This window comes from Kaistia hirudinis, from assembly GCF_014196455.1.
Taxonomy (GTDB): Bacteria; Pseudomonadota; Alphaproteobacteria; order Rhizobiales; family Kaistiaceae; genus Kaistia; species Kaistia hirudinis.
Genome location: NZ_JACIDS010000005.1, coordinates 25674 through 43499 on the forward strand (window position 1 = coordinate 25674; position 17826 = coordinate 43499).

18 protein-coding genes and 1 tRNA gene are annotated in these 17826 nt (G+C 64.2%); 9 read left to right on the plus strand and 10 right to left on the minus strand.

Annotated features, from left to right (window positions below; all coding sequences use genetic code 11):
* Positions 1 to 176: 176 nt before the first annotated feature.
* Positions 177 to 1391 (plus strand): EAL domain-containing protein, encoded by a 1215-nt coding sequence (locus GGR25_RS18725; RefSeq protein ID WP_183400398.1) that lies wholly within the window; start codon positions 177 to 179, stop codon positions 1389 to 1391.
* 24 nt (positions 1392 to 1415) lie between these two features.
* Here the strand turns inward: GGR25_RS18725 and GGR25_RS18730 are convergent, their stop codons facing one another.
* The gene (locus GGR25_RS18730; protein WP_246410038.1) at positions 1416 to 2999 is read right to left on the minus strand and encodes an AMP-binding protein; all 1584 of its coding nucleotides are present in this window, start codon (positions 2997 to 2999) and stop codon (positions 1416 to 1418) included.
* A gap of 179 nt (positions 3000 to 3178) precedes the next feature.
* Between GGR25_RS18730 and GGR25_RS18735 the strand changes: the two genes are divergently transcribed.
* Positions 3179 to 3880, plus strand: coding sequence for a PadR family transcriptional regulator (locus tag GGR25_RS18735; RefSeq protein ID WP_183400400.1), 702 nt, complete (start codon positions 3179 to 3181; stop codon positions 3878 to 3880).
* A gap of 111 nt (positions 3881 to 3991) precedes the next feature.
* Here GGR25_RS18735 and GGR25_RS18740 read toward each other — a convergent pair whose 3' ends face one another.
* From GGR25_RS18740 to GGR25_RS18750, 3 genes are all read right to left on the minus strand, one after another.
* A complete protein-coding gene (locus tag GGR25_RS18740) occupies positions 3992 to 4807 on the minus strand; it encodes an SDR family NAD(P)-dependent oxidoreductase (RefSeq protein WP_183400401.1) in 816 nt (271 codons plus the stop codon).
* Between the two features lie 193 nt (positions 4808 to 5000).
* On the minus strand, positions 5001 to 5594 hold the full coding sequence (locus GGR25_RS18745; RefSeq protein ID WP_183400402.1) for a TetR/AcrR family transcriptional regulator: 594 nt from the start codon (positions 5592 to 5594) through the stop codon (positions 5001 to 5003).
* Between the two features lie 139 nt (positions 5595 to 5733).
* A tRNA-Leu gene (locus GGR25_RS18750) sits at positions 5734 to 5818 on the minus strand.
* 217 nt (positions 5819 to 6035) lie between these two features.
* Here GGR25_RS18750 and GGR25_RS25060 point away from each other — a divergent pair.
* Positions 6036 to 6764 carry a ChuX/HutX family heme-like substrate-binding protein gene (locus tag GGR25_RS25060; protein WP_183400403.1) on the plus strand — a complete coding sequence of 243 codons (729 nt, stop codon included), beginning with the start codon at positions 6036 to 6038 and terminating at the stop codon, positions 6762 to 6764.
* 7 nt (positions 6765 to 6771) lie between these two features.
* Here the strand turns inward: GGR25_RS25060 and GGR25_RS18760 are convergent, their stop codons facing one another.
* Complete coding sequence (locus tag GGR25_RS18760) at positions 6772 to 7632, minus strand: LysR substrate-binding domain-containing protein (RefSeq protein ID WP_183400404.1); 861 nt, start codon at positions 7630 to 7632, stop codon at positions 6772 to 6774.
* A 134-nt stretch (positions 7633 to 7766) separates the two neighbouring features.
* On the opposite strand from GGR25_RS18760, the gene GGR25_RS18765 reads away from it, so the two are divergent.
* Positions 7767 to 8666 (plus strand): DMT family transporter, encoded by a 900-nt coding sequence (locus GGR25_RS18765; protein WP_183400405.1) that lies wholly within the window; start codon positions 7767 to 7769, stop codon positions 8664 to 8666.
* A gap of 69 nt (positions 8667 to 8735) precedes the next feature.
* Here GGR25_RS18765 and GGR25_RS18770 read toward each other — a convergent pair whose 3' ends face one another.
* Together GGR25_RS18770 and gpt are read right to left on the minus strand one after the other, a co-directional pair.
* On the minus strand, positions 8736 to 9065 hold the full coding sequence (locus GGR25_RS18770; RefSeq protein ID WP_183400406.1) for a hypothetical protein: 330 nt from the start codon (positions 9063 to 9065) through the stop codon (positions 8736 to 8738).
* A gap of 10 nt (positions 9066 to 9075) precedes the next feature.
* Positions 9076 to 9573, minus strand: coding sequence for a xanthine phosphoribosyltransferase (gene gpt, locus GGR25_RS18775; protein ID WP_183400407.1), 498 nt, complete (start codon positions 9571 to 9573; stop codon positions 9076 to 9078).
* A gap of 169 nt (positions 9574 to 9742) precedes the next feature.
* On the opposite strand from gpt, the gene GGR25_RS18780 reads away from it, so the two are divergent.
* Positions 9743 to 10519, plus strand: a complete 777-nt coding sequence (locus tag GGR25_RS18780; RefSeq protein ID WP_183400408.1) for a bestrophin-like domain — start codon at positions 9743 to 9745, stop codon at positions 10517 to 10519.
* On the opposite strand, the gene GGR25_RS18785 is transcribed toward GGR25_RS18780, so the two are convergent.
* Complete coding sequence (locus GGR25_RS18785; RefSeq protein ID WP_183400409.1) at positions 10516 to 11271, minus strand: competence/damage-inducible protein A; 756 nt, start codon at positions 11269 to 11271, stop codon at positions 10516 to 10518. The two genes, GGR25_RS18780 and GGR25_RS18785, sit on opposite strands and share 4 nt — an antisense overlap.
* A 210-nt stretch (positions 11272 to 11481) precedes the next feature.
* Between GGR25_RS18785 and map the strand changes: the two genes are divergently transcribed.
* From map to GGR25_RS18800, 3 genes are all read left to right on the plus strand, one after another.
* On the plus strand, positions 11482 to 12315 hold the full coding sequence (gene map / locus GGR25_RS18790) for a type I methionyl aminopeptidase (RefSeq protein ID WP_183400410.1): 834 nt from the start codon (positions 11482 to 11484) through the stop codon (positions 12313 to 12315).
* Positions 12312 to 13013: a RadC family protein gene (radC, locus tag GGR25_RS18795; protein ID WP_183400411.1), complete on the plus strand. Its 702-nt coding sequence runs from the start codon at positions 12312 to 12314 to the stop codon at positions 13011 to 13013. The genes map and radC overlap by 4 nt, the downstream gene beginning before the upstream one ends.
* A gap of 282 nt (positions 13014 to 13295) precedes the next feature.
* Positions 13296 to 13748 (plus strand): GtrA family protein, encoded by a 453-nt coding sequence (locus GGR25_RS18800; protein ID WP_183400412.1) that lies wholly within the window; start codon positions 13296 to 13298, stop codon positions 13746 to 13748.
* Positions 13749 to 13754: 6 nt separating this feature from the next.
* Here the strand turns inward: GGR25_RS18800 and GGR25_RS18805 are convergent, their stop codons facing one another.
* Positions 13755 to 14636 (minus strand): isopenicillin N synthase family dioxygenase, encoded by an 882-nt coding sequence (locus tag GGR25_RS18805; RefSeq protein ID WP_183400413.1) that lies wholly within the window; start codon positions 14634 to 14636, stop codon positions 13755 to 13757.
* A gap of 306 nt (positions 14637 to 14942) precedes the next feature.
* On the opposite strand from GGR25_RS18805, the gene GGR25_RS18810 reads away from it, so the two are divergent.
* The gene (locus GGR25_RS18810) at positions 14943 to 16136 is read left to right on the plus strand and encodes a hypothetical protein (protein ID WP_183400414.1); all 1194 of its coding nucleotides are present in this window, start codon (positions 14943 to 14945) and stop codon (positions 16134 to 16136) included.
* Between the two features lie 50 nt (positions 16137 to 16186).
* On the opposite strand, the gene GGR25_RS18815 is transcribed toward GGR25_RS18810, so the two are convergent.
* The gene (locus tag GGR25_RS18815; RefSeq protein ID WP_183400415.1) at positions 16187 to 17788 is read right to left on the minus strand and encodes a glucosyltransferase domain-containing protein; all 1602 of its coding nucleotides are present in this window, start codon (positions 17786 to 17788) and stop codon (positions 16187 to 16189) included.
* Positions 17789 to 17826: the final 38 nt, after the last annotated feature.

The following is a 17826-nucleotide window of genomic DNA, read 5'->3' on the forward strand; positions in this document are numbered from 1 at the left end:
TCTAATTTTGGAACCGAAAAGAATGAAATGCCGCAAACTTGTCACTCATCTTGCAGATTTCGATAGCAAGTTGATTTACTTGAATACCTCGCCGGTCTTTATTGGCATCTGAAACAACTGATGCTCCGTGGGGATTGGGCGATGGTCCTGCCTGAACGGAGTGGGGCATTGCGGCCGTGCTTTCGACGCTGACCAAAGCTGCCGATCTGGCCATTGACGATCACGTCGGTCGTACGTTGACGGCAGTCCGCCTCCATCTCGGCATGGAACTCGCCTATGTCTCCGAATTCGTCGATGATCATGCCCGCTTCCGCGAGGTCGACGGGCCCGGGCTCGAGCACCTGCTGAAGACGGGCGACTCGGTCCCCATCGCCGACGCCTTCTGCCACCATGTGCTCGATGGGCGATTGCCCGAACTGATGCGGGATACCGCCGAGTATGAGGCGGCGATGCGGCTGCCGATCACGCACAGGCTGCCGATCGGGGCGCATCTCGGGGTTCCGATCCGCCAGGCCGATGGCCGGGTCATCGGCATGTTTGGATGCCTCAGGCGCACCCCCGACCCATCCCTGACACCGCGTGACCTGGCCATCATGCGGGTCTTCGCCGATCTGGCGGGACGCCAGATCATCAACAGGATCGAGACCGACAAGCGCGCCCGCCGGATTCGCGCCGATATCGGGGCCATCATCGACGGAACCGCCTTCGCCTTCGAATATCAGCCGATCTGGGAGCTCTCGACTGGCCGGCCATTGGGCTTCGAGGCGCTGTGCCGGTTTCGGCCCGGGCCCTATCGGGCGCCCAACAAATGGTTCGCCGAGGCCGCGGAGATCGGGCTGACGATCGAACTCGAGCTGGCCGTTATTCGCGAGGCCCTGAAGGATCTGCCCTCTATTCCCACATCGCAGTTTCTCTCATTGAACGCATCGCCGACGACGGTGCTCAGCGGGCGTCTGCATCAGTTGCTTTCGAGCGTTCCGCCGGGATCCGTCGTCATCGAGGTTACGGAACATGCGCCGGTGGACGACTACGACCGGCTCACGGCGGCGCTCGAGCCGCTGCGCGAAGCGGGGATCGGCCTCGCGATCGACGATGCCGGCGCCGGCTATGCCAGCCTCCAGCACATCATCAGCCTGAAGCCTGACCGCATCAAGCTCGACGGCAGCCTGACGCGGTCGATCGACCGCGACCCGGCACGCCGCGCCCTGGCGACCGCACTCGTCGCCTTCGCGCGCGAAACAGAGGCAACGATCATCGCGGAAGGGATCGAGACCTCCGGCGAATTCAAGGCGCTCCGCTCGCTCGGGGTCGACAAGGGCCAGGGCTATTTCCTGGGAGCACCGGCGCCGCTGGCCATAGCGCTGGAGATGCGGGGGCTCTCCGTCACGTAGCCCCCTTCAGCCGCACGGCCGCCGTCAATGCCGGGCGATCTCCGCGATCGCCGTATAATCCGTCTTTCCGGTCCCGAGCATGGGCAGGGCTTCGACGGAGACGATGCGCTTCGGCAGCATGATCTCGGCGATGCCATGCGCCCGTGCCGAAGCGACGAGATCCTCGCGGTTGGCCTCCCGTCGCTCGGTCACCAGCACGAGCTGTTCGCCCTTGCGCTCATCGGGCACGGCGACGATGGCGTGCCCCTCGTCCGGCCAGACCTGCGAGACATAGGCCTCGGCAGCCGCCAGCGAGACCATCTCGCCGCCGATCTTCGCGAAGCGCTTGGCGCGGCCGAGGATCGTGATGTAGCCGTCATCGTCGACGGAAACGATGTCGCCGGTGTCGTGCCATCCGTCGGCCGTCGTCTCCAATTGGCCCGCCGCGCTCTCGCGCATATAGCCGAGCATGACGTTCGGGCCGGTGATCCAGAGCCGCCCACCCTCATCGAGCCCCGGAACGGGTTCGATCCGGTAGGACATGCCCGGCAGAAGGCGCCCGACCGTTCCGTCGCGGTGGTAGAGCGGCGTGTTGGCGGCAATGGCCGGCGCCGCCTCGGTCGCGCCATAGCCCTCATAGAGATCGATGCCGAAGCGCTCGCGCCAGAGCTTGCGCGTCGGCTCCTTGATCCGCTCGGCGCCGAGCACGACGACGCGCAGCTTCTCGAAATGCTGCGGCTCGGCCTGCCGGCCCCAGCCGGCCGCGAAGGTGTCCGTGCCGATCAGGATGGTCGAGCCGCTATCGGCGATGACCGCGGGGATCTGTTTGTAGTGCAGCGGCGTCGGATAAAAGAACACGCGCATGCCGATCGAGAACGGCGCGACCAGGCCAACCGTCATGCCGAAGGAATGAAACACCGGGAGCGGGTTGAAGAGCGAATCGTCGGAGCGCAGTTCCAGCGTCTTCAGGAACTGCTCGACATTGGCGAGCACATTGGCGTGCGTCAGCGCAACGCCCTTGGGCAGGCCCTCCGAACCGGAGGTGAACAGCATGACGCCGATGCCATCCGGCCCGGCGCTGTGACGGCGATGGATCGCGCGGGCGAACCATGACGAGACGACACCCCTGACTTTGCCGAACGTGCCGATCCCCTTGGCGACGTCCTCCAACCAGATGAACGTGACATGTGCGCCCAGCGCGGCGACGAGCTCGTCGAGCTTGGCCTCGGCGATGAAGCGGCGCGACGTCACGACGTGACGGATCTCCGCCGCCCGGCAGGCGACGAGCAGGTTCTTCACCCCGGCCGTGAAATTGAGCATGGCGGGCACGCGCCCGAAGGCGCTCAAGCCGAAAAAGGCCGGCGCCACCGTCGCGACGTTCGGCAGCATCAGGCCGACCCGCTCGCCGGGCTGCGTCATCGCCGCGAAGACGCGGCCGAGCACCATGGCGCCGATGACGACGCGGTCATAGGTCAACGGCTTGCGCTGGACATCCTCGATGACGGGCCGCTTGCCGCCGAAGGTCGCGCGGGAATCGAGCAGCATCTCGAACAACGTGCGACGCCAGCGGCGCCGATCGAGCGCGATCAGCCCGGTCGCCGGGCTCTCGATCGCCATCGGCATGTCCATTCCCATTCCTCCCCCACCCCGGCTCTGCGCCGCCATATCTCCCAGAGGCGCCCATCCTACAATGACCCGGGTCACAGCGCGAACGGAACGGCTGTGCAGATATAGCGTAAGATATATCTTGACGACGCCAGCGCTGAGAGTTACTTACGATATATCGAAAGCCACAAGAGAGACTTCAAATGCGACATCACCACCATCCCCATTCGCGTGAGCACCGGGCCGAGTGCCACTCCGAGGGCCGCGCGCGCTTCTTCGAGTTCATGGGTCGGCGCGGCGGCGGCGGACCGGACTTTCCGCCCTTCGGACGCGGCCCCTTCGGCGGTCGCGGCGGCGACGGCTTGCGCATCGGACGCATGGTCGCCGATGGCGACCTGCGGCTCATCGTTCTGTCGCTCATCGAGCAGCAGCCCCGTCACGGCTATGACGTGATCAAGGCGATCGAAGAGCTGACGAGCGGCAGCTACAGCCCGAGCCCCGGCGTCGTCTATCCGACGCTGACCTATCTCGAGGAGGCCGGTCACGCCGAGGCGACCAGCGAGGGCAACAAGAAGGTCTATGCGATCACCGATGCCGGCCGCGCCCATCTCACGGCCAACCGCGACCACGTCACGGCCCTCATCGACAATCTCGCCCATGTCGGCCGCAAGATCGCACAGGCCCGCGCCTGGTTCGGCCGGGACGGCGACGGCCCACGCCCCGACGCGCCGGACCGTGACATCCCCGGCGTCGTGCCGGAGTTGAACGATGCGCGCCGGACGCTGAAGCGTGCGATCGCGAACCGCATGGGCGGCAGCCCCGAGGAACAGCGCCGCGTCGCCGATATCCTCAGAAAGGCCGCTGCGGAGATCGACGCAAGCCAGGAGCCGTCGGTCGACATCTGACGGCCCCCCGTTTCGTCGCGGCCGGCATGACAGCCTCCGCCCTGCCCTTCCCAACCTGGGCGGCGGTGCTGGCCGGCCGCGGCGGAGCCTGAAAATCCGGAACGCTTCGGCTCAGGCAGCGGCGTTCCGGGATGCCCGATAGCGCTCGGCCGGCCGCTTCAGCGACAGGTTCGGCGCGAGCTTCAGCCGTGCCGCGTTGAACGCGTCCCAATCGGCTGCATCCGGCAGCGACGGGATCGTGACGGTCTCGCCCTGGTCGAAGCCGGCAAGCGCCGCATCGACCATGTCGTCCGCGCTCATGACCATCTCCTGCGGCAGCGTCTCGACCGGTTGCCCTGCCTTCTCCCAGATTGCCGTCGCCGTTGCCCCCGGCAGCACCGCCTGCACGCGGACGCCCGTATCGGCGAGTTCGACGTTCAGCGCCTGCGAGAAATGCAGCACATAGGCCTTGGTCGAGGCATAGATGTTGGCGAAGCGCTCCGGCAACAGCGGAACCACCGAGGCAATCTGGATGACCGCTCCCTCGCTGCGCGCGACGAAGCCGGGCAGCGCCGCGAGCGTCAGCCGCGTCAGCGCGCTGACATTGAGATCGATCATCCGCTGCGTGGCATCGATATCCGCGGCCGCCATCGTGCCGGCAACCAGGATACCGGCATTGTTGACGAGCAGATCGAGCTGCGGCTCGCTCCTGATGCGTGCCTCGACGGCGAGCAGATCGTCAGGCTTCGCCAGATCCGCCACGAGCACCTCGACATGGCGGCCCGTCTCGGCCGCGAGGCGCTCAGCAAGTACGCCGAGCCGTGCGCCGTCGCGGGCGACGAGCACGAGATCATGGCCGCGCCGCGCCAGCCGATCGGCGTAAACCGCGCCGATCCCCATCGAGGCGCCTGTGACGAGGGCGACGCCCTTCTGCTTGTTTCCACTCATGGTCTGCTCCGTTGCAAAGCCGTGGCACATGCCCGGCCATCGATTACGCCTTTTAGATTATGATCATAATTTAAAAGTACAAGGTCGGCCGACGCGGCGTTTTGGCCGTTCGGAGCAGATCGCGCGAAAACGAATGCGCCGACCGCGAAAGGCAGCCGGCGCTGGATCCAGCGCTTGGGCGCGGGAACGAACCTCAGACCGAATGCGGCCCTTTCGGCGCGTCCGCCAGCAGGCTCGCCTTCCCCGCATCGAGGAAGGCGTCGGAAAGCGGCGTCCCCTTGGTGGCGCGCGCCAGCATCAGGCTGCCCACAAGGGTCGCCAGCCGGGCGAGTGCCGTCCGCCGGGCGTCTGCATCGTCGCCGTTCATGCGGGCGACATCCCCCAGCATCGCCTCGACACCGGCGACATAGGCGGCGCGCACGGCCTCGTTGTCTGTATCGCGCGGGAAATCGAGCAGGCCGGCCGCCGCGCAGCCCGCCTCCGGGTGATCGCGATGCTCTGGCGAAAGATAGCGCTCGACGAACGCCGCGCGCCCCGCCGCTCCTCCCTCGCCGGTCACCTGCGCCGTCCACGCCGCCATCTGGCGGAACGCAGCGCCGAACGCCTCGGCGGCGAGCGCATCCTTCGAAGCGAAATGACCGTAGAATCCGCCATGCGTCATCCCGGCAGCGGCCATCAGCTCGGGCACACTGACCCCGCCCAGCCCCTTCTGCCGGAACAGGCGCGACGCCGCCTCGACGATGTCCTTCCGATGCTGCTCAGCTTCCTTGCGCGATGCGCGCGCCATGACGAACCCTCCTGGAGACAGGCCCTATATATGGCCATCATCATCTAACGCCAATGCGTGCTACGGCCCGTCGATGCCCCTGGCTCGATCCCACAGCGCTCTTGGGGAGATGATCGGCCGGCAATTCGACGCGAAACAGTGGTGCGGGCGGCGGGGATCGAACCCGCATGACCAAGGTCGAGGGATTTTAAGTCCCTTGCGTCTACCAGTTTCGCCACGCCCGCGACGGGAGTTTTCTGGCATTTCCGGCCCGCCGGTGGAAGGGTATTCGCCCCGCTCTCCGGCGTTGTGCAAAGTTCTTCGAACGCTTCAGGCGATCGAACGCCGCGTCGGATTTCGCCTTCCCTCCCCCGCATCCGCGCTGCTACATCCGTGCCGGGTGATCCGTGACACCACGGCGGCTTGCTCCACATCGATGATATCTGCCGAAAGGATGCCGCCGTGACGGAACCTGTCTCCTATCGCCAATCGCTGCCGCTCGAGCCGCTCGCGATTCTCTCCCGTGCCGCCGCCATGGGACGCACGCTCGTCGGTGTCCGCTGGGCGGGTGCGCTCCTGGAACGCATCGGCGTGTTCGACGGCATCCATGCGGAAGGCGGACAGCTGGTTGCGCACGGCCCGTCGCACATGACGCGGCTCGATCCCGCCGCGATCGTCGCCATCGTCGCCGACCGGAGCGAAACGCCGCACGACACGGTCCTCGCCTATGTCGATTTCCTCGGTGCCGATGGCCATTCGATCATCAAGGTCACGGCCATGGACGGCATCGAGCACTTCGACGCCGCGCTCGCCGGCATACCGCGCAGCCCACTGCCCTATCAGTCGCCGATCGAGCGCTCCTCGGTCCCCGTCGATCCGTCCGATCCCGGCGCGCTGCCGTTCAAGGCTGCCGCGGCGAGCGGCGAGACGATCACGCTCAGCCTCACGCGCCCCGGGGCGTTCCAGTCCTGGACCGGGCCGATCACGCGGCTCCATTTCGGCCACAACTACATCAACATTCTGCAGGACATGGTGCACCTGCACCTCCGCGGCCAGCAGATCGCAAGCTGGCAGGTCGAGCGCTCGAACGGCCGCGCGCTGTGGTCTTCGGTCGGCACTGACGGCGCGGCCTTCGGCCTTCGGATCGAAGGGCCCGAGGCGGCCTTCGCCGACGCGGCCGTGCCGGCCTGACGCGGCATCAGGCGGCGCGGTCGGCCAATCCCTTGTCGCAGAACGCGGCGACGAGACCGGCCAGTTCCCGCGCCGCCGGATCCGCCTTCGGGGCCACGAGCAGGGCGAGTTCGGTCAGCGGAACGTCCGGAAAGCCATCCGCAGGGCCGAGCACGCGATAGCCGCGCTTCAGCGAGCGCGCCTCGATCAGCGCGATGCCGATGCCGCCGGTGATCGCGGCGTCGATGCCGACGAGGCTCGCGCTCTCATAGGCGATGCGCCAGCGCCGGCCCGTGGATTCAAGCGCGTGGATCGCGCGGTTGCGATAGCGGCAGCCCTGCGGAAAGGCGATCAGCGGGATTGGTTCCATCGAAGCGAGCTCCGGCCGGCTGGTCGCCCAGACCAGTCGCTCCGGCCATGACGCCTCCGCGCCGGCTTCGCCGGCGTCGCGCTTGACCAGCACGAGGTCGAGATCGCCCCGCCGCAGCGCGGCTTCGAGCTCGACCGACAGATCGCAGCGAACCTCCAGGCGGCAATCCGGCCGGCGCGCCGCAAAGGTCGCGACCAGCGCAGTCAGCTCCACCAGCGCGAAATCCTCCGTCAGTCCGAGACGCACGCATTCGCGGCCCGCGGCCCCGCCGACCACGCTCGCCGCCTCGGCGGAGAGCGCCAGGATCCGCCGCGCATAGAGCAGCAGCTTCTCGCCCTCGCTCGTCAGCGAAACGCCGCGGCCCTCGCGATTGATCAGCGTGGCGCCCGCCTGCTCCTCGAGCTTGCGAATCTGCTGGCTGACCGTCGACTGCGTGCGATGGACGCGCTCCCCGGCGCGCGTGAAGCCGCCCGCATCGACGACGGAGACGAAGCTCCTCAGAAGGTCGAGATCAAACATGACGCATCCATCGATTTATCGAATGGATAGCATCCATCGATTGAATTTCCAAATAAGGAATGGGCGCGATACAAGCGCGTCGGCAGGTCGGGGCGTTCTCCGGCAACGCCAGCCACGCATGCCGGACCAAGCCGATGACCACCGCCGAAACCTCGACCAGCAGCCCAGCGCATCCGCAGGGGATCGTGGGGCTCGTGCCCGTAATCCTGTTCTGCCTGATCTGGAGTTCGGCCTTCGCGGCTGCCAAGATCGCCCTGCCCCATTGCCCGCCGCTGCTGCTGCTGACCGGTCGCTTCCTTGCCGCGGGCGGGCTGATGCTGGTGATCGCGGCCGCGATCGGACGGCTGCGGATGCCCGACAGGACCAGCCTCATGAAGCTGGCCCTGCTCGGCGTTCTCAACAACGCCATCTATCTCGGCTTTTCCTTCTCCGGCATGCGCACGGTCTCGTCGGCGTTCGGCGCCGTCCTGATCAGCACCAATCCGCTGCTCGTCGCGATGCTGGCCGCGCCGCTGCTCGGCGAACGGCTGACGGCAAGAAAGCTCGCGGGCCTCGTGCTCGGCCTCGTCGGCGTCGCGATTGTGCTGCGCTCGCGCCTAGCCGGCGCGGAGGATCTGCATGGATCGGCGCTCGTCGCCTGCGGCCTCGTCGCGCTCGTTCTCGGCACGGTGCTGTTCAAGAAGTGGAAGCCCGGCGGCGATCTCTTCACCGGCACGGCCTTGCAGTCGCTCGCCGGCGGCGTCGTGCTGCTGCCGGTCGCGCTCGCGACCGAAAGCGTCGGCGATATCAATCCGACGCCGGCGCTTGCCGGCGCGTTCGCCTATCTCGTCGTTGCCGTGTCGATCGGTGCCTTCTGGCTGTGGTTCCGCCTGCTGCAGACGCGGACGGCGACCGAGGCGAGCGCGCTGCATTTCCTGATGCCGCCGCTCGGCCTGCTCTTCGGCTGGCTGGTCTTCCGCGAGCCGGTCAGCGCCGTCGATATGCTCGGCATCGTGCCGATCGCAATCGGCATCGCGCTGGTGACGCGCGGCTAGCGGATAAAGTTCGATTCCGCATCAAGGCGCTGGCGCCCTTTGCGGAATCGATACGCGAAGAAGCGCGGTCTACTGCGCCTCGCTGTCGGCCTCGCGGGCCGCCTTGATATCGGCGATGAACTCGTCGGCGCCCTTCTTGACCTCGCGGACGTGATCGCCCGCATCCTTGAGGAAGCGGTCGAGTTCCAGCTTGAGCCCGCTCGAGGACGGCTTCTCCATGCTGTTGGCATAGAGCATCATCCGCAAGGTCACGGCGAGATCGAGCAGCAGCCCGGTCAGGAACGCGTCGTCGACCTCATTCTCCTCGGCATAATCCGTGATGAGATCGAACAGCGCCTCGCGGTGCTCGTCATATTCTTCCTCGAAGCCCTCGAGGTCGTCGTCGCCCGGCTCACTCATGTCAATGTCCTCAGCCGACCAGCGGCGGTTGGAAGGAAAGCCCCATATCCCAGGGGAAGAAGATCCACGTGTCCTGCGAAACTTCGGTGATGAAGGTGTCGACCAGCGGACGGCCCAGCGGCTTCGCATACAGCGTCGCGTAATGGGCCTTGGGCAGCATATCGCGGACGAGACGGGCCGTCTTGCCCGTGTCGACGAGGTCGTCGATCACGAGAATGCCTGCCCCCTCGCCGCCTGCCAGGTCGATCACGGCCTGGCTGACGCCCTTCAGAACCTTGAGCGAACCCTGCTCCTGGTAGTCATGATACGACGCGACGCACACCGTTTCGACGACGCGGATGCCGAGTTCGCGCGCGACGATCGCTGCAGGAACGAGGCCGCCGCGCGTCACGCAAACGATCGCTTCCCATTTCTTGTCGCCGGACAGGCGCCAGGTGAGCGCACGCGCGTCACGATGGAACTGGTCCCAGGAAACGGGAAACGCCTTCTCGGCCCTCGTATCCGCCATGCCTGCCTCCGAAATCCTCAATGGGCACGAGCCATGAAGCGACCCGCCTTGCCGCGCAATCTGCCAGAGGAAGCGCTCCACAGGAAAGTGCGAAGGCGCGGGCGGCTGTTGCGAACCGCGCATTGGTACTAGGCTCGCCGGGAAATGACGAGACGATGGGGAGAAACGCGTGCAGGGCTGGCTCGGGCTGTCCTACGAGGCATCGGTCGCGCTGGTGACCTTCCTGTGCCTCTGCGCCGCATCGCTCGGCACGCTGTTCACCTATCATCGCCTGCCGGAGCACCATCTGGACGACAAGACGCTCGACATCGTTCGCATCGTCGCCAACATCTTCGGCCTGCTGAGCTCGCTGGTTCTCGGCCTCATGGTCAGCCAGGCGAGCAGCAATTTCGGCGAGGTCGACAAGGCGGTGCACGCCTATGCGACCGAACTGATCCTGCTCGATCGCGCCATACGCGATCTCGGCCCCGCCGCGGAGCCGGCTCGCGCCGACCTCCTCGCCTATGTCACGAACGTCGTCGCGATGCGCGATGTCGAGCGCCCCGCGCTTCCCGCCGAGAACAAGACGGCCGAGGAGACGCTGCATGACGTCCGCACCAAGCTGGCGGCGCTGCAGCTGACCGACCCCGACATGATTGCGCAGCGCGACACCGCCAAGGCGGACGTGAACACGCTGCTCCGCGCCCGCTGGGGCATCATCGACCGCACCGAGGGGTCCGTTCCGTTCCCCCTGCTGGTCGCCCTCATCGTCTGGCTCACCATGACGATGGCCTGCTATGCCTACCGCGCCCCGAAGAACGCGATCGTCGTGACCGGTTTCGTCGTCTCCTCGGCCCTGCTCTCAGGCGCGATCTTCATGATCCTCGATATGGGCCGCCCCTTCGACGGCCCGATCCAGGCCTCATCCGCGCCCTTTGAACACGCCCTGACGGAGCTGAAACGTTAGCGGGGCGTGACGAGCAGGCTGGCGATCAACTCCTCGACGGCGCGCACGGCGACGGCGAGACGATCCGCATCGCGCGAACGCAGCACGATATCTGTCGCGAAGCCGCCATCGAGCATCTTCGGATAGCTGCCGATCGAGACATCGGGAAAATCCTGCTGGATCGCCCCGAGCCCGGCCGCGATCCGCCCCTCGCCCATCGAGGCGGGAACGGTGGCGGAGAGCATCTTGGTCCCGGTCGGGATCGTCGCCGTCACGGCGTCGAGCATCGCCTGCATGATGACGGGCACGCCGGCCATCACATGGACGTTGCCGATCGTGAAGCCCGGCGCCTTGGAAACGGGATTGTCGATCAGCGCCGCGCCGGCCGGAATGCGGGCCATGCGCAGGCGCGCCTCGTTCAGGCTGGCCGCGCCATAATGTTCGGTGAGGATCGCGACGGCGCGGGGATCGTGGTCGATCGACACGCCGAAGGCCTTTGCCATCGAATCGGCGGTGATGTCGTCATGCGTCGGGCCGATGCCGCCGGTCGAGAAGACATGGTCGTAGCGCGCCGACAGCGCGCGGACGGCGGTGACGATCTCGTCCTCGAGGTCGGGAACGACGCGCACCTCGCGCACATCGATCCCGATGGCCGTGCAATATTCGGCAATGTAGCCGATATTCTTGTCCTTGGTACGGCCCGAGAGAATCTCGTCGCCGATCACGAGAATGGCGGCGGTGACGATCTTCGGACCTTCGGCAGCTTGGCTCATCGTGATGCGCTCCAACGGATCGCAGCGGTTTAGCCGGCTGCGCGGCGACACTCAATCGCCGTTTCGCAGCAGCACCGCCGCAGGCGCGAAATCGTCGAAACGTCGCGAATTCGCTTGTAAGCTCGCCTCCGATACGCCAGATCGGAAGAAACCCGAACGATACCGGCGATCCGTCGCTTTGAGCGCAGCGCGCCGGCGCTGGAGTAGTCCATGGTTACCTATGTCGACGACGCGACCGCGCCCCTCAAGAACACCGGGCAGATCCGCCTCTATGATCGCGCGGGCTTCGACGCCATGCACCGTGCCGGCCGCCTGGCCGCCGCCTGCCTCGACGAACTCGCCGACCTGATCCATCCCGGCATACCGACCGACGAGATCGACCGCTTCGTGTTCGAATTCGGCGAGGCCCATGGCGCGCTGCCGGCGACACTCGGCTATCGCGGCTATACGAAGTCGACCTGCACCTCGATCAACCACGTCGTCTGCCACGGCATCCCGAACGACAAGCCGCTGCGCGAGGGCGACATTCTCAATGTGGACGTCACCTACATCCTGGACGGCTGGTACGGCGATTCGAGCCGCATGTACTATGTCGGCGAGGTCAAGCGCGCCGCGGAGCGTCTGGTCGAGGTCACCTACGAATCGCTGATGCGCGGCATCGCCGTGGTGAAGCCGGGCGCCACGACCGGCGATATCGGCCACGCGATCCAGTCCTTCGCCGAGGCGGAACGCTGCTCGGTCGTGCGCGACTTCTGCGGCCACGGCGTCGGACGCTTGTTCCACGACACGCCGAACATCCTCCACTACGGCAATCCCGGCGAGGGCGTCGAGCTCAAGCCCGGCATGATCTTCACGATCGAGCCGATGATCAATCTCGGCAAGCCGCATGTGAAGGTGCTGGCCGATGGCTGGACGGCGGTCACGCGCGACCGCTCGCTCTCGGCGCAGTTCGAGCACACGGTGGGCGTCACCGAGACGGGCTGCGAGATCTTCACGCTGTCGCCGCGCGGCTATACCTGCCCGCCCTACCCGGCCGGGGCATGAGCGGATTCGACGACAATCCCGGGGATCTGCCCCATTTCGTCGGCCACCGGGAGCGGCTGAAGGCCCGCTTCCGCGACCAGGGCGCCGACGCCCTGGCCGACTACGAGCTGCTCGAACTGCTCCTCTTCCAGGCCGTGCCACGCCGCGACACGAAGCCGCTCGCCAAGGCGCTGCTCGCCCGCTTCGGAACCTTCTCCGACGTGCTGGCCGCGCCGGAAGCGCGGTTGATGGAGGTGTCCGGCATCGGCGCCTCGGTCGCGGCACATTTGAAAGTCGTCCACGCCGCCGCCATGCGCTACGCCCGCGGCGCGGTGCGGGAGCGCCCGCTCCTCTCCTCCTGGAGCGCCGTGATCGACTATTGCCGCGCGACCATGGCCTATGAGGAAAAGGAGCAGTTCCGCATCCTCTTCCTCGACAAGCGCAACGCGCTGATCGACGACGAGGTCCAGCAGGTCGGCACCGTCGACCACACGCCCGTCTACCCGCGCGAGGTGGTCAAGCGGGCGCTGGAACTCTCTGCGACGGCGATCGTCCTCGTGCACAACCACCCCTCCGGAGACCCGACGCCCTCCCGCGCGGATATCCAGATGACCAAGACGATCATCGACGTCGCCACCCCACTCGGCATCACCGTCCACGACCACATCATCGTCGGCCGCAACGGCCATGCGAGCTTCAAGGGACTGAAGCTGATCTGAGGGGTCGGCCGGAGATCAGCAGCAAGAGACGCGCGCCGTCGCCCCTTTCGTCGCACGTCCCAGGCGACGAAATCGCGGCGAGGCTGGAATGAGATGCCCCCGGGCGCTCACGAGCCCCCGGGCCCCGTCGTGAACAGGCCCAAGCATTCTGGCGACACCATCACTACGATGGACCGCGCCCAAGGCAAGAGTTAGGATCGCCGTGTCTGCGTGCCTGGGCTTCCTGCTGTCCGGACGTGTGGAGAGCCGGCGGGGAAGCGCGGCCGAACGCCGGGAGGGTGCATGCCACGCGGGACATCCAGGCGCCAGTTCGCCGCCTTTGTTGTCGTGGGGATCGTCTCGGCCGTATTGTCGTTGGCCGTACGATATGCCGCCAACCTCGTCATCGCCTTCGAAGCTTCGGTGGTCGTCGCTCATATCGTCGGCATGCTGTTCTCGTTCGGCGTCAACCGGCTGGCAGTCTTCCCCTCCTCCGATCGCCCGGTCTGGGACGAACTCGGCCGATTCACGCTGGTCAACGTGGTATCGCTGCTGCTCGCGACCGGCGTCAGTTCATGGCTCTACCGCGTCGGCCTGCCGGCAATCCGCTTCGCCTACGCTCCGGCGCTCACCGCTCATTTCCTCGGCCTGGCAGCCTGTACGCTGCCGAGCTTCCTTGGGCACAAGCTCTTCTCTTTCCGCGCCACGGCGGACACCCGCGGCACCGAGCCGCGGACGGAGTCCGGGAGCAGCTGAGCCGCTCTACATGCCCTTGTCGTTGCGCGCGAGCTCGGCAAGCCGCTCCGCCAGATAGCTGCCGGCGGTATGGCGCTCCGACAGCACCACGTCGGGCCGCGGCTGCAGGAATAGCGGGATCGAGACGCGCGAGCGCTTGGCGGCGTCGCCCGTCGGGTTGATCACCCGATGCGTGGTCGAGCGGTAATAGCCGCCTGACGCCTCCTGCAGCATGTCGCCGGTATTGATCACGAGCGTTCCGAAATCGAACGGCACGTCGACCCATTCGCCCGCGCCATTGAGAAGTTGCAGGCCGCGCTCGTTCGCCGACGGCAAGACGGTGAGCAGGTTGATATCCTCATGCGCATGGGCGCGGACTGCATCGGGATCCTCCTCGCCGGTCAGCGGCGGATAGCGAAGGATGCGGAAGAGCGAGCCGGAGCTGCCTTCGATCATATCCGGAAGTGGAATCGAGAATTTGGCTTTCACTTCGGGAGGCGTATTGTCCTCGACCCACCCGAGCAGTTCAGCGGCAAGTTTGACGGCCAGATCATAATAACGCCGTGCGGCATCCGAGACCTCGTCCGGATACCGGCCCCAGGAATAGATGTGATAGTATTCCTTGAGATCGCGCTTCTTGCCGGTCTTGGCAGTCTCGGCGCGGTGCGGCGGGAAATATCCGTCATGCTTCTCGCCGACGAGATATTTCATCTTGTCGTCGCCGTCGAAGAAGGCGAGCCATTCCGAATAGATCTGCTCAACGAGATCCTGCGGAATCGGGTGATTGCGCAGCACGCCGAACCCCGACTGCCGCAGCGAGCGCGCAAACAGCGCCGGCGCATTGGGGTCGCGGTAATCGACGGAAATCACGCCGCTCTCGCCGACTGAACTCTGTCCGGAAAGTGTCATCTATCGTCCCTGTCTTTTTGCTCTTGACCAAAACGCGAGGCACAACCCCGATCACGATCTCGCAATGCGTAACATCCCAGCCAGCCCCCCGGAGTCGACTGAAACGCATGTCCCGATGCACCTCCAGGACTGCCGATGCAGTGTCGAGCCAATTCTTACCGCCGATCATCATGCCATTGACGGCAGCGATCGACAGCCCCCTCTCCACGAATTCAACCGAACCAACCGAGCCAATGGAACACCTGTCGACGGAGGTGCCCTCGGGTGCTACGAGCAAATTGGATACGTATTCCCTGGAGAGAGTAGATGAAGCGGCAAGATGCTGTCGGGAACCACCCCACGGTCGTTTGCTACCTTGCCGCAACGGCGCTCACAGGCGTCCTCGTATTCGAATACGCCCTTGCGACACAGAATCTAAACTACGGCTTCCCAACCAGCTATACCTGGACGGAACTGCTTCTGAACTACCAGGGAGGCGTCATAAAGCGAGCCGCCCTAGGTGAAATCGCCTATCATATCGATTTTTTACTCCCTGCTCGCCTATTCATTCTTGCAGTAATAGTTAGCCTATGGGTCACCTGCATATTGAGTATTGTATGGGTCCTGCGCATCTTCCAATCATTTGCTGGACTTCTCTTTCTCGTTTCTCCAGCAGGATTGCTATTCCCAATCTATGACCAGGCGGCGTTTGGGCGAAAGGACCTCTTCGTCTGGGCGGTCGCCGTGGTTGCCGCCGTTCTCACGACGAAAGTTCGCAATAGCTGGCAGTCTCTTACCGCCATCTTGGCAACGGCCATCGGCGCCACCGCCTTCAGCGAGACGGTCACGTTCTACATCCCCTTGATATTTTGGGGATTTCTCTCCACACGCAGGAATGAGAGCATTCAATTTCGCGTCACCGCGGCGTTGATCGTCGGGGCCGTCACCCTGCTTGGATTCGCTGTCAATTACGCTCTGAAATCCACAAATGAATCGATGATCGCCACGTCGTGGCAAACCCTCTATCCCGACGCCTACCAGAATGCCGGCGCCCTTTGCTGCCTCGGAATGAACCTCTCCCAGGCACTGCAGCATATGGCCGGCACCGCGGCGGCCCCACTCCCCAGAGACAGCTACATCTTGGGCGCCCTGCTGGCGATCATTCCAACATTGGTTCTGGTGTGGTCTCGACCGCCTCGCGAGCCGAGAACGATATTGGGCACGCTATGCCTGATTGCAGGCCTGCTCGGCTCGCTCGCTCCACTGGCGCTCGCCACAGACTGGGGACGATTCATCAGCCTTTCTACGTCGGTTACCTTCCTCGCCACCTGGACTGCCTTGAGCGGTGAACCGTTCCGAGCGTGTCCATCGCCGACTTGTCCTCGCGGCCTCTCGGTGCTTGTCGGCAAGGCCCTCATCCTGGTGCTGTTTGCTGGATCATGGCGGATGACGCACTGGCGCCCCTCTGGCGAGTCCGGCGTTCTGCCGGGACCGCTACTCTCGTGGCTAGGCCTCGCCTGATGTCGACTATCTGGCCGGATACCCCGCACTGCTGGCTTCGTCAGCATCGACTAACGTAGGTCGGTTTTCTCAATACCGTCCCGATAAGACTCCAAATTGACGACGATCGTATCATTCGCGACAAACACTGAGCCGGGGGCCGGCCATATCGCGTGAGCGGTGGCTGCACTCAACAACACGTTTAGGTTCTTGGCCTGAACGCGCTCGAATACGTCTGCTCCTGCCAGCAAATTCAGATAGTCGACCTGATGATAGGTTGCGAAAAGAGAGAATGAGATATTGGGCCGATTTGCGCGCCACGGAAACTTGACGAACTGCCGATAAGCCTCAGTTGGCAAGTGCCCCAAGATCAAAAGGTCGTGCTTGCGTGAATAAAGATCAGGAACTTCGGCCTCGATCCGAGCAAGAATCCGACCTGCCCGCTGCAACTCAAGCGTTGAGCGCAGATTCGCTGCCTGCGACTCTTGAGCGCCAACGATGACGAAAACGTAGATCAGACCGACAGCCGCGACAATGGACAGCTGTCGAAGCACCTGATAGCGCCAGGAAAGCGACAGGAGAAATGCCAGGGTATACGCCTCCGCGACAACCAGTCGGCCGGCGACACTCCAAGCCGTATCATTCAATACATAGGCTAGATAGATGCAGACTGGCAAAGACGCCAGTATAAAAAGCCCTAGCACACGTTCAATCGAAGGCCTGCACAAGCAAATCACAATGCAAGCACCCACACCACCAGCTATCGCAAGAAGGACAATGCAAGATAGCGGAAACAACAGCATCTGCGTCAGATCATAGGCGCTCGCCAACGCTCGGGCGTAGGCGGCCCCGATCCGGGCAAGCGGCGATTTGTCGACATCAAGTAGCGTCATCGGGCCGTTTGGACGACTGACAACAGCCTTCAGAGACAGCCAGTAGGCAACGCAAGCGAGAAAGGCTGGCAGGAGAAAACGAACGGCGATGAGCCCGACGCACCGCAAACGGCTGACGAGACCGGGCGCAGGTGAGGTCACCTCGAGCAGCGCTTGGCGAAGTGCAATCAATAATATCACGGTCAATATCGATATCTTTGGCTGGTATATTGATAACGAAAGAAAGAATAAAATAAAAGCAACAAAAATACTATATCTTCCTGGACGGAGAAGCACGTAGCCCCCAATAGCTATAAGAAGATCCCCAAGAGTGAACGAAATCGCATCACTGTTGAAAGAGTAATAATCCGCAACAAGTGGATGCAAGCTGACGAGCAACGCAACCATCAAAAACTCGCCGCGGCTTCTCGCACCAATGATGCGCGCAAAGACGATTCCACTTGTGATTTGAAGAGCGACACCGACGAACATCTGGAGCGATTGCGTTCCGAAGCCGCCAGACAGCTGAATTATTATATCATGCAGCCACCGTCCCTCCCAGATCGTGCGATATGACGGATAGGCCTGCACGAAGGCGTTCTGCGTTGTATGGTTCGTAAAGGGGAAATCCGTGAATAGATACGCATATGCAACGAAATTCAGAAGATATGCTATAGCAAATACTGGTCCATCCGCCTTCAATAAGCTGTCTGCATTTTGCCGAATGCGTCGAAAACGTTGTTCTGTCGCGGCAATTATTTGAGGTCCGAAAAGGGCGGGGAAGATGCCTGCGAGATACAAGATTTTCTACACTCCAGAGCGTTGTTGGTTGACCGACG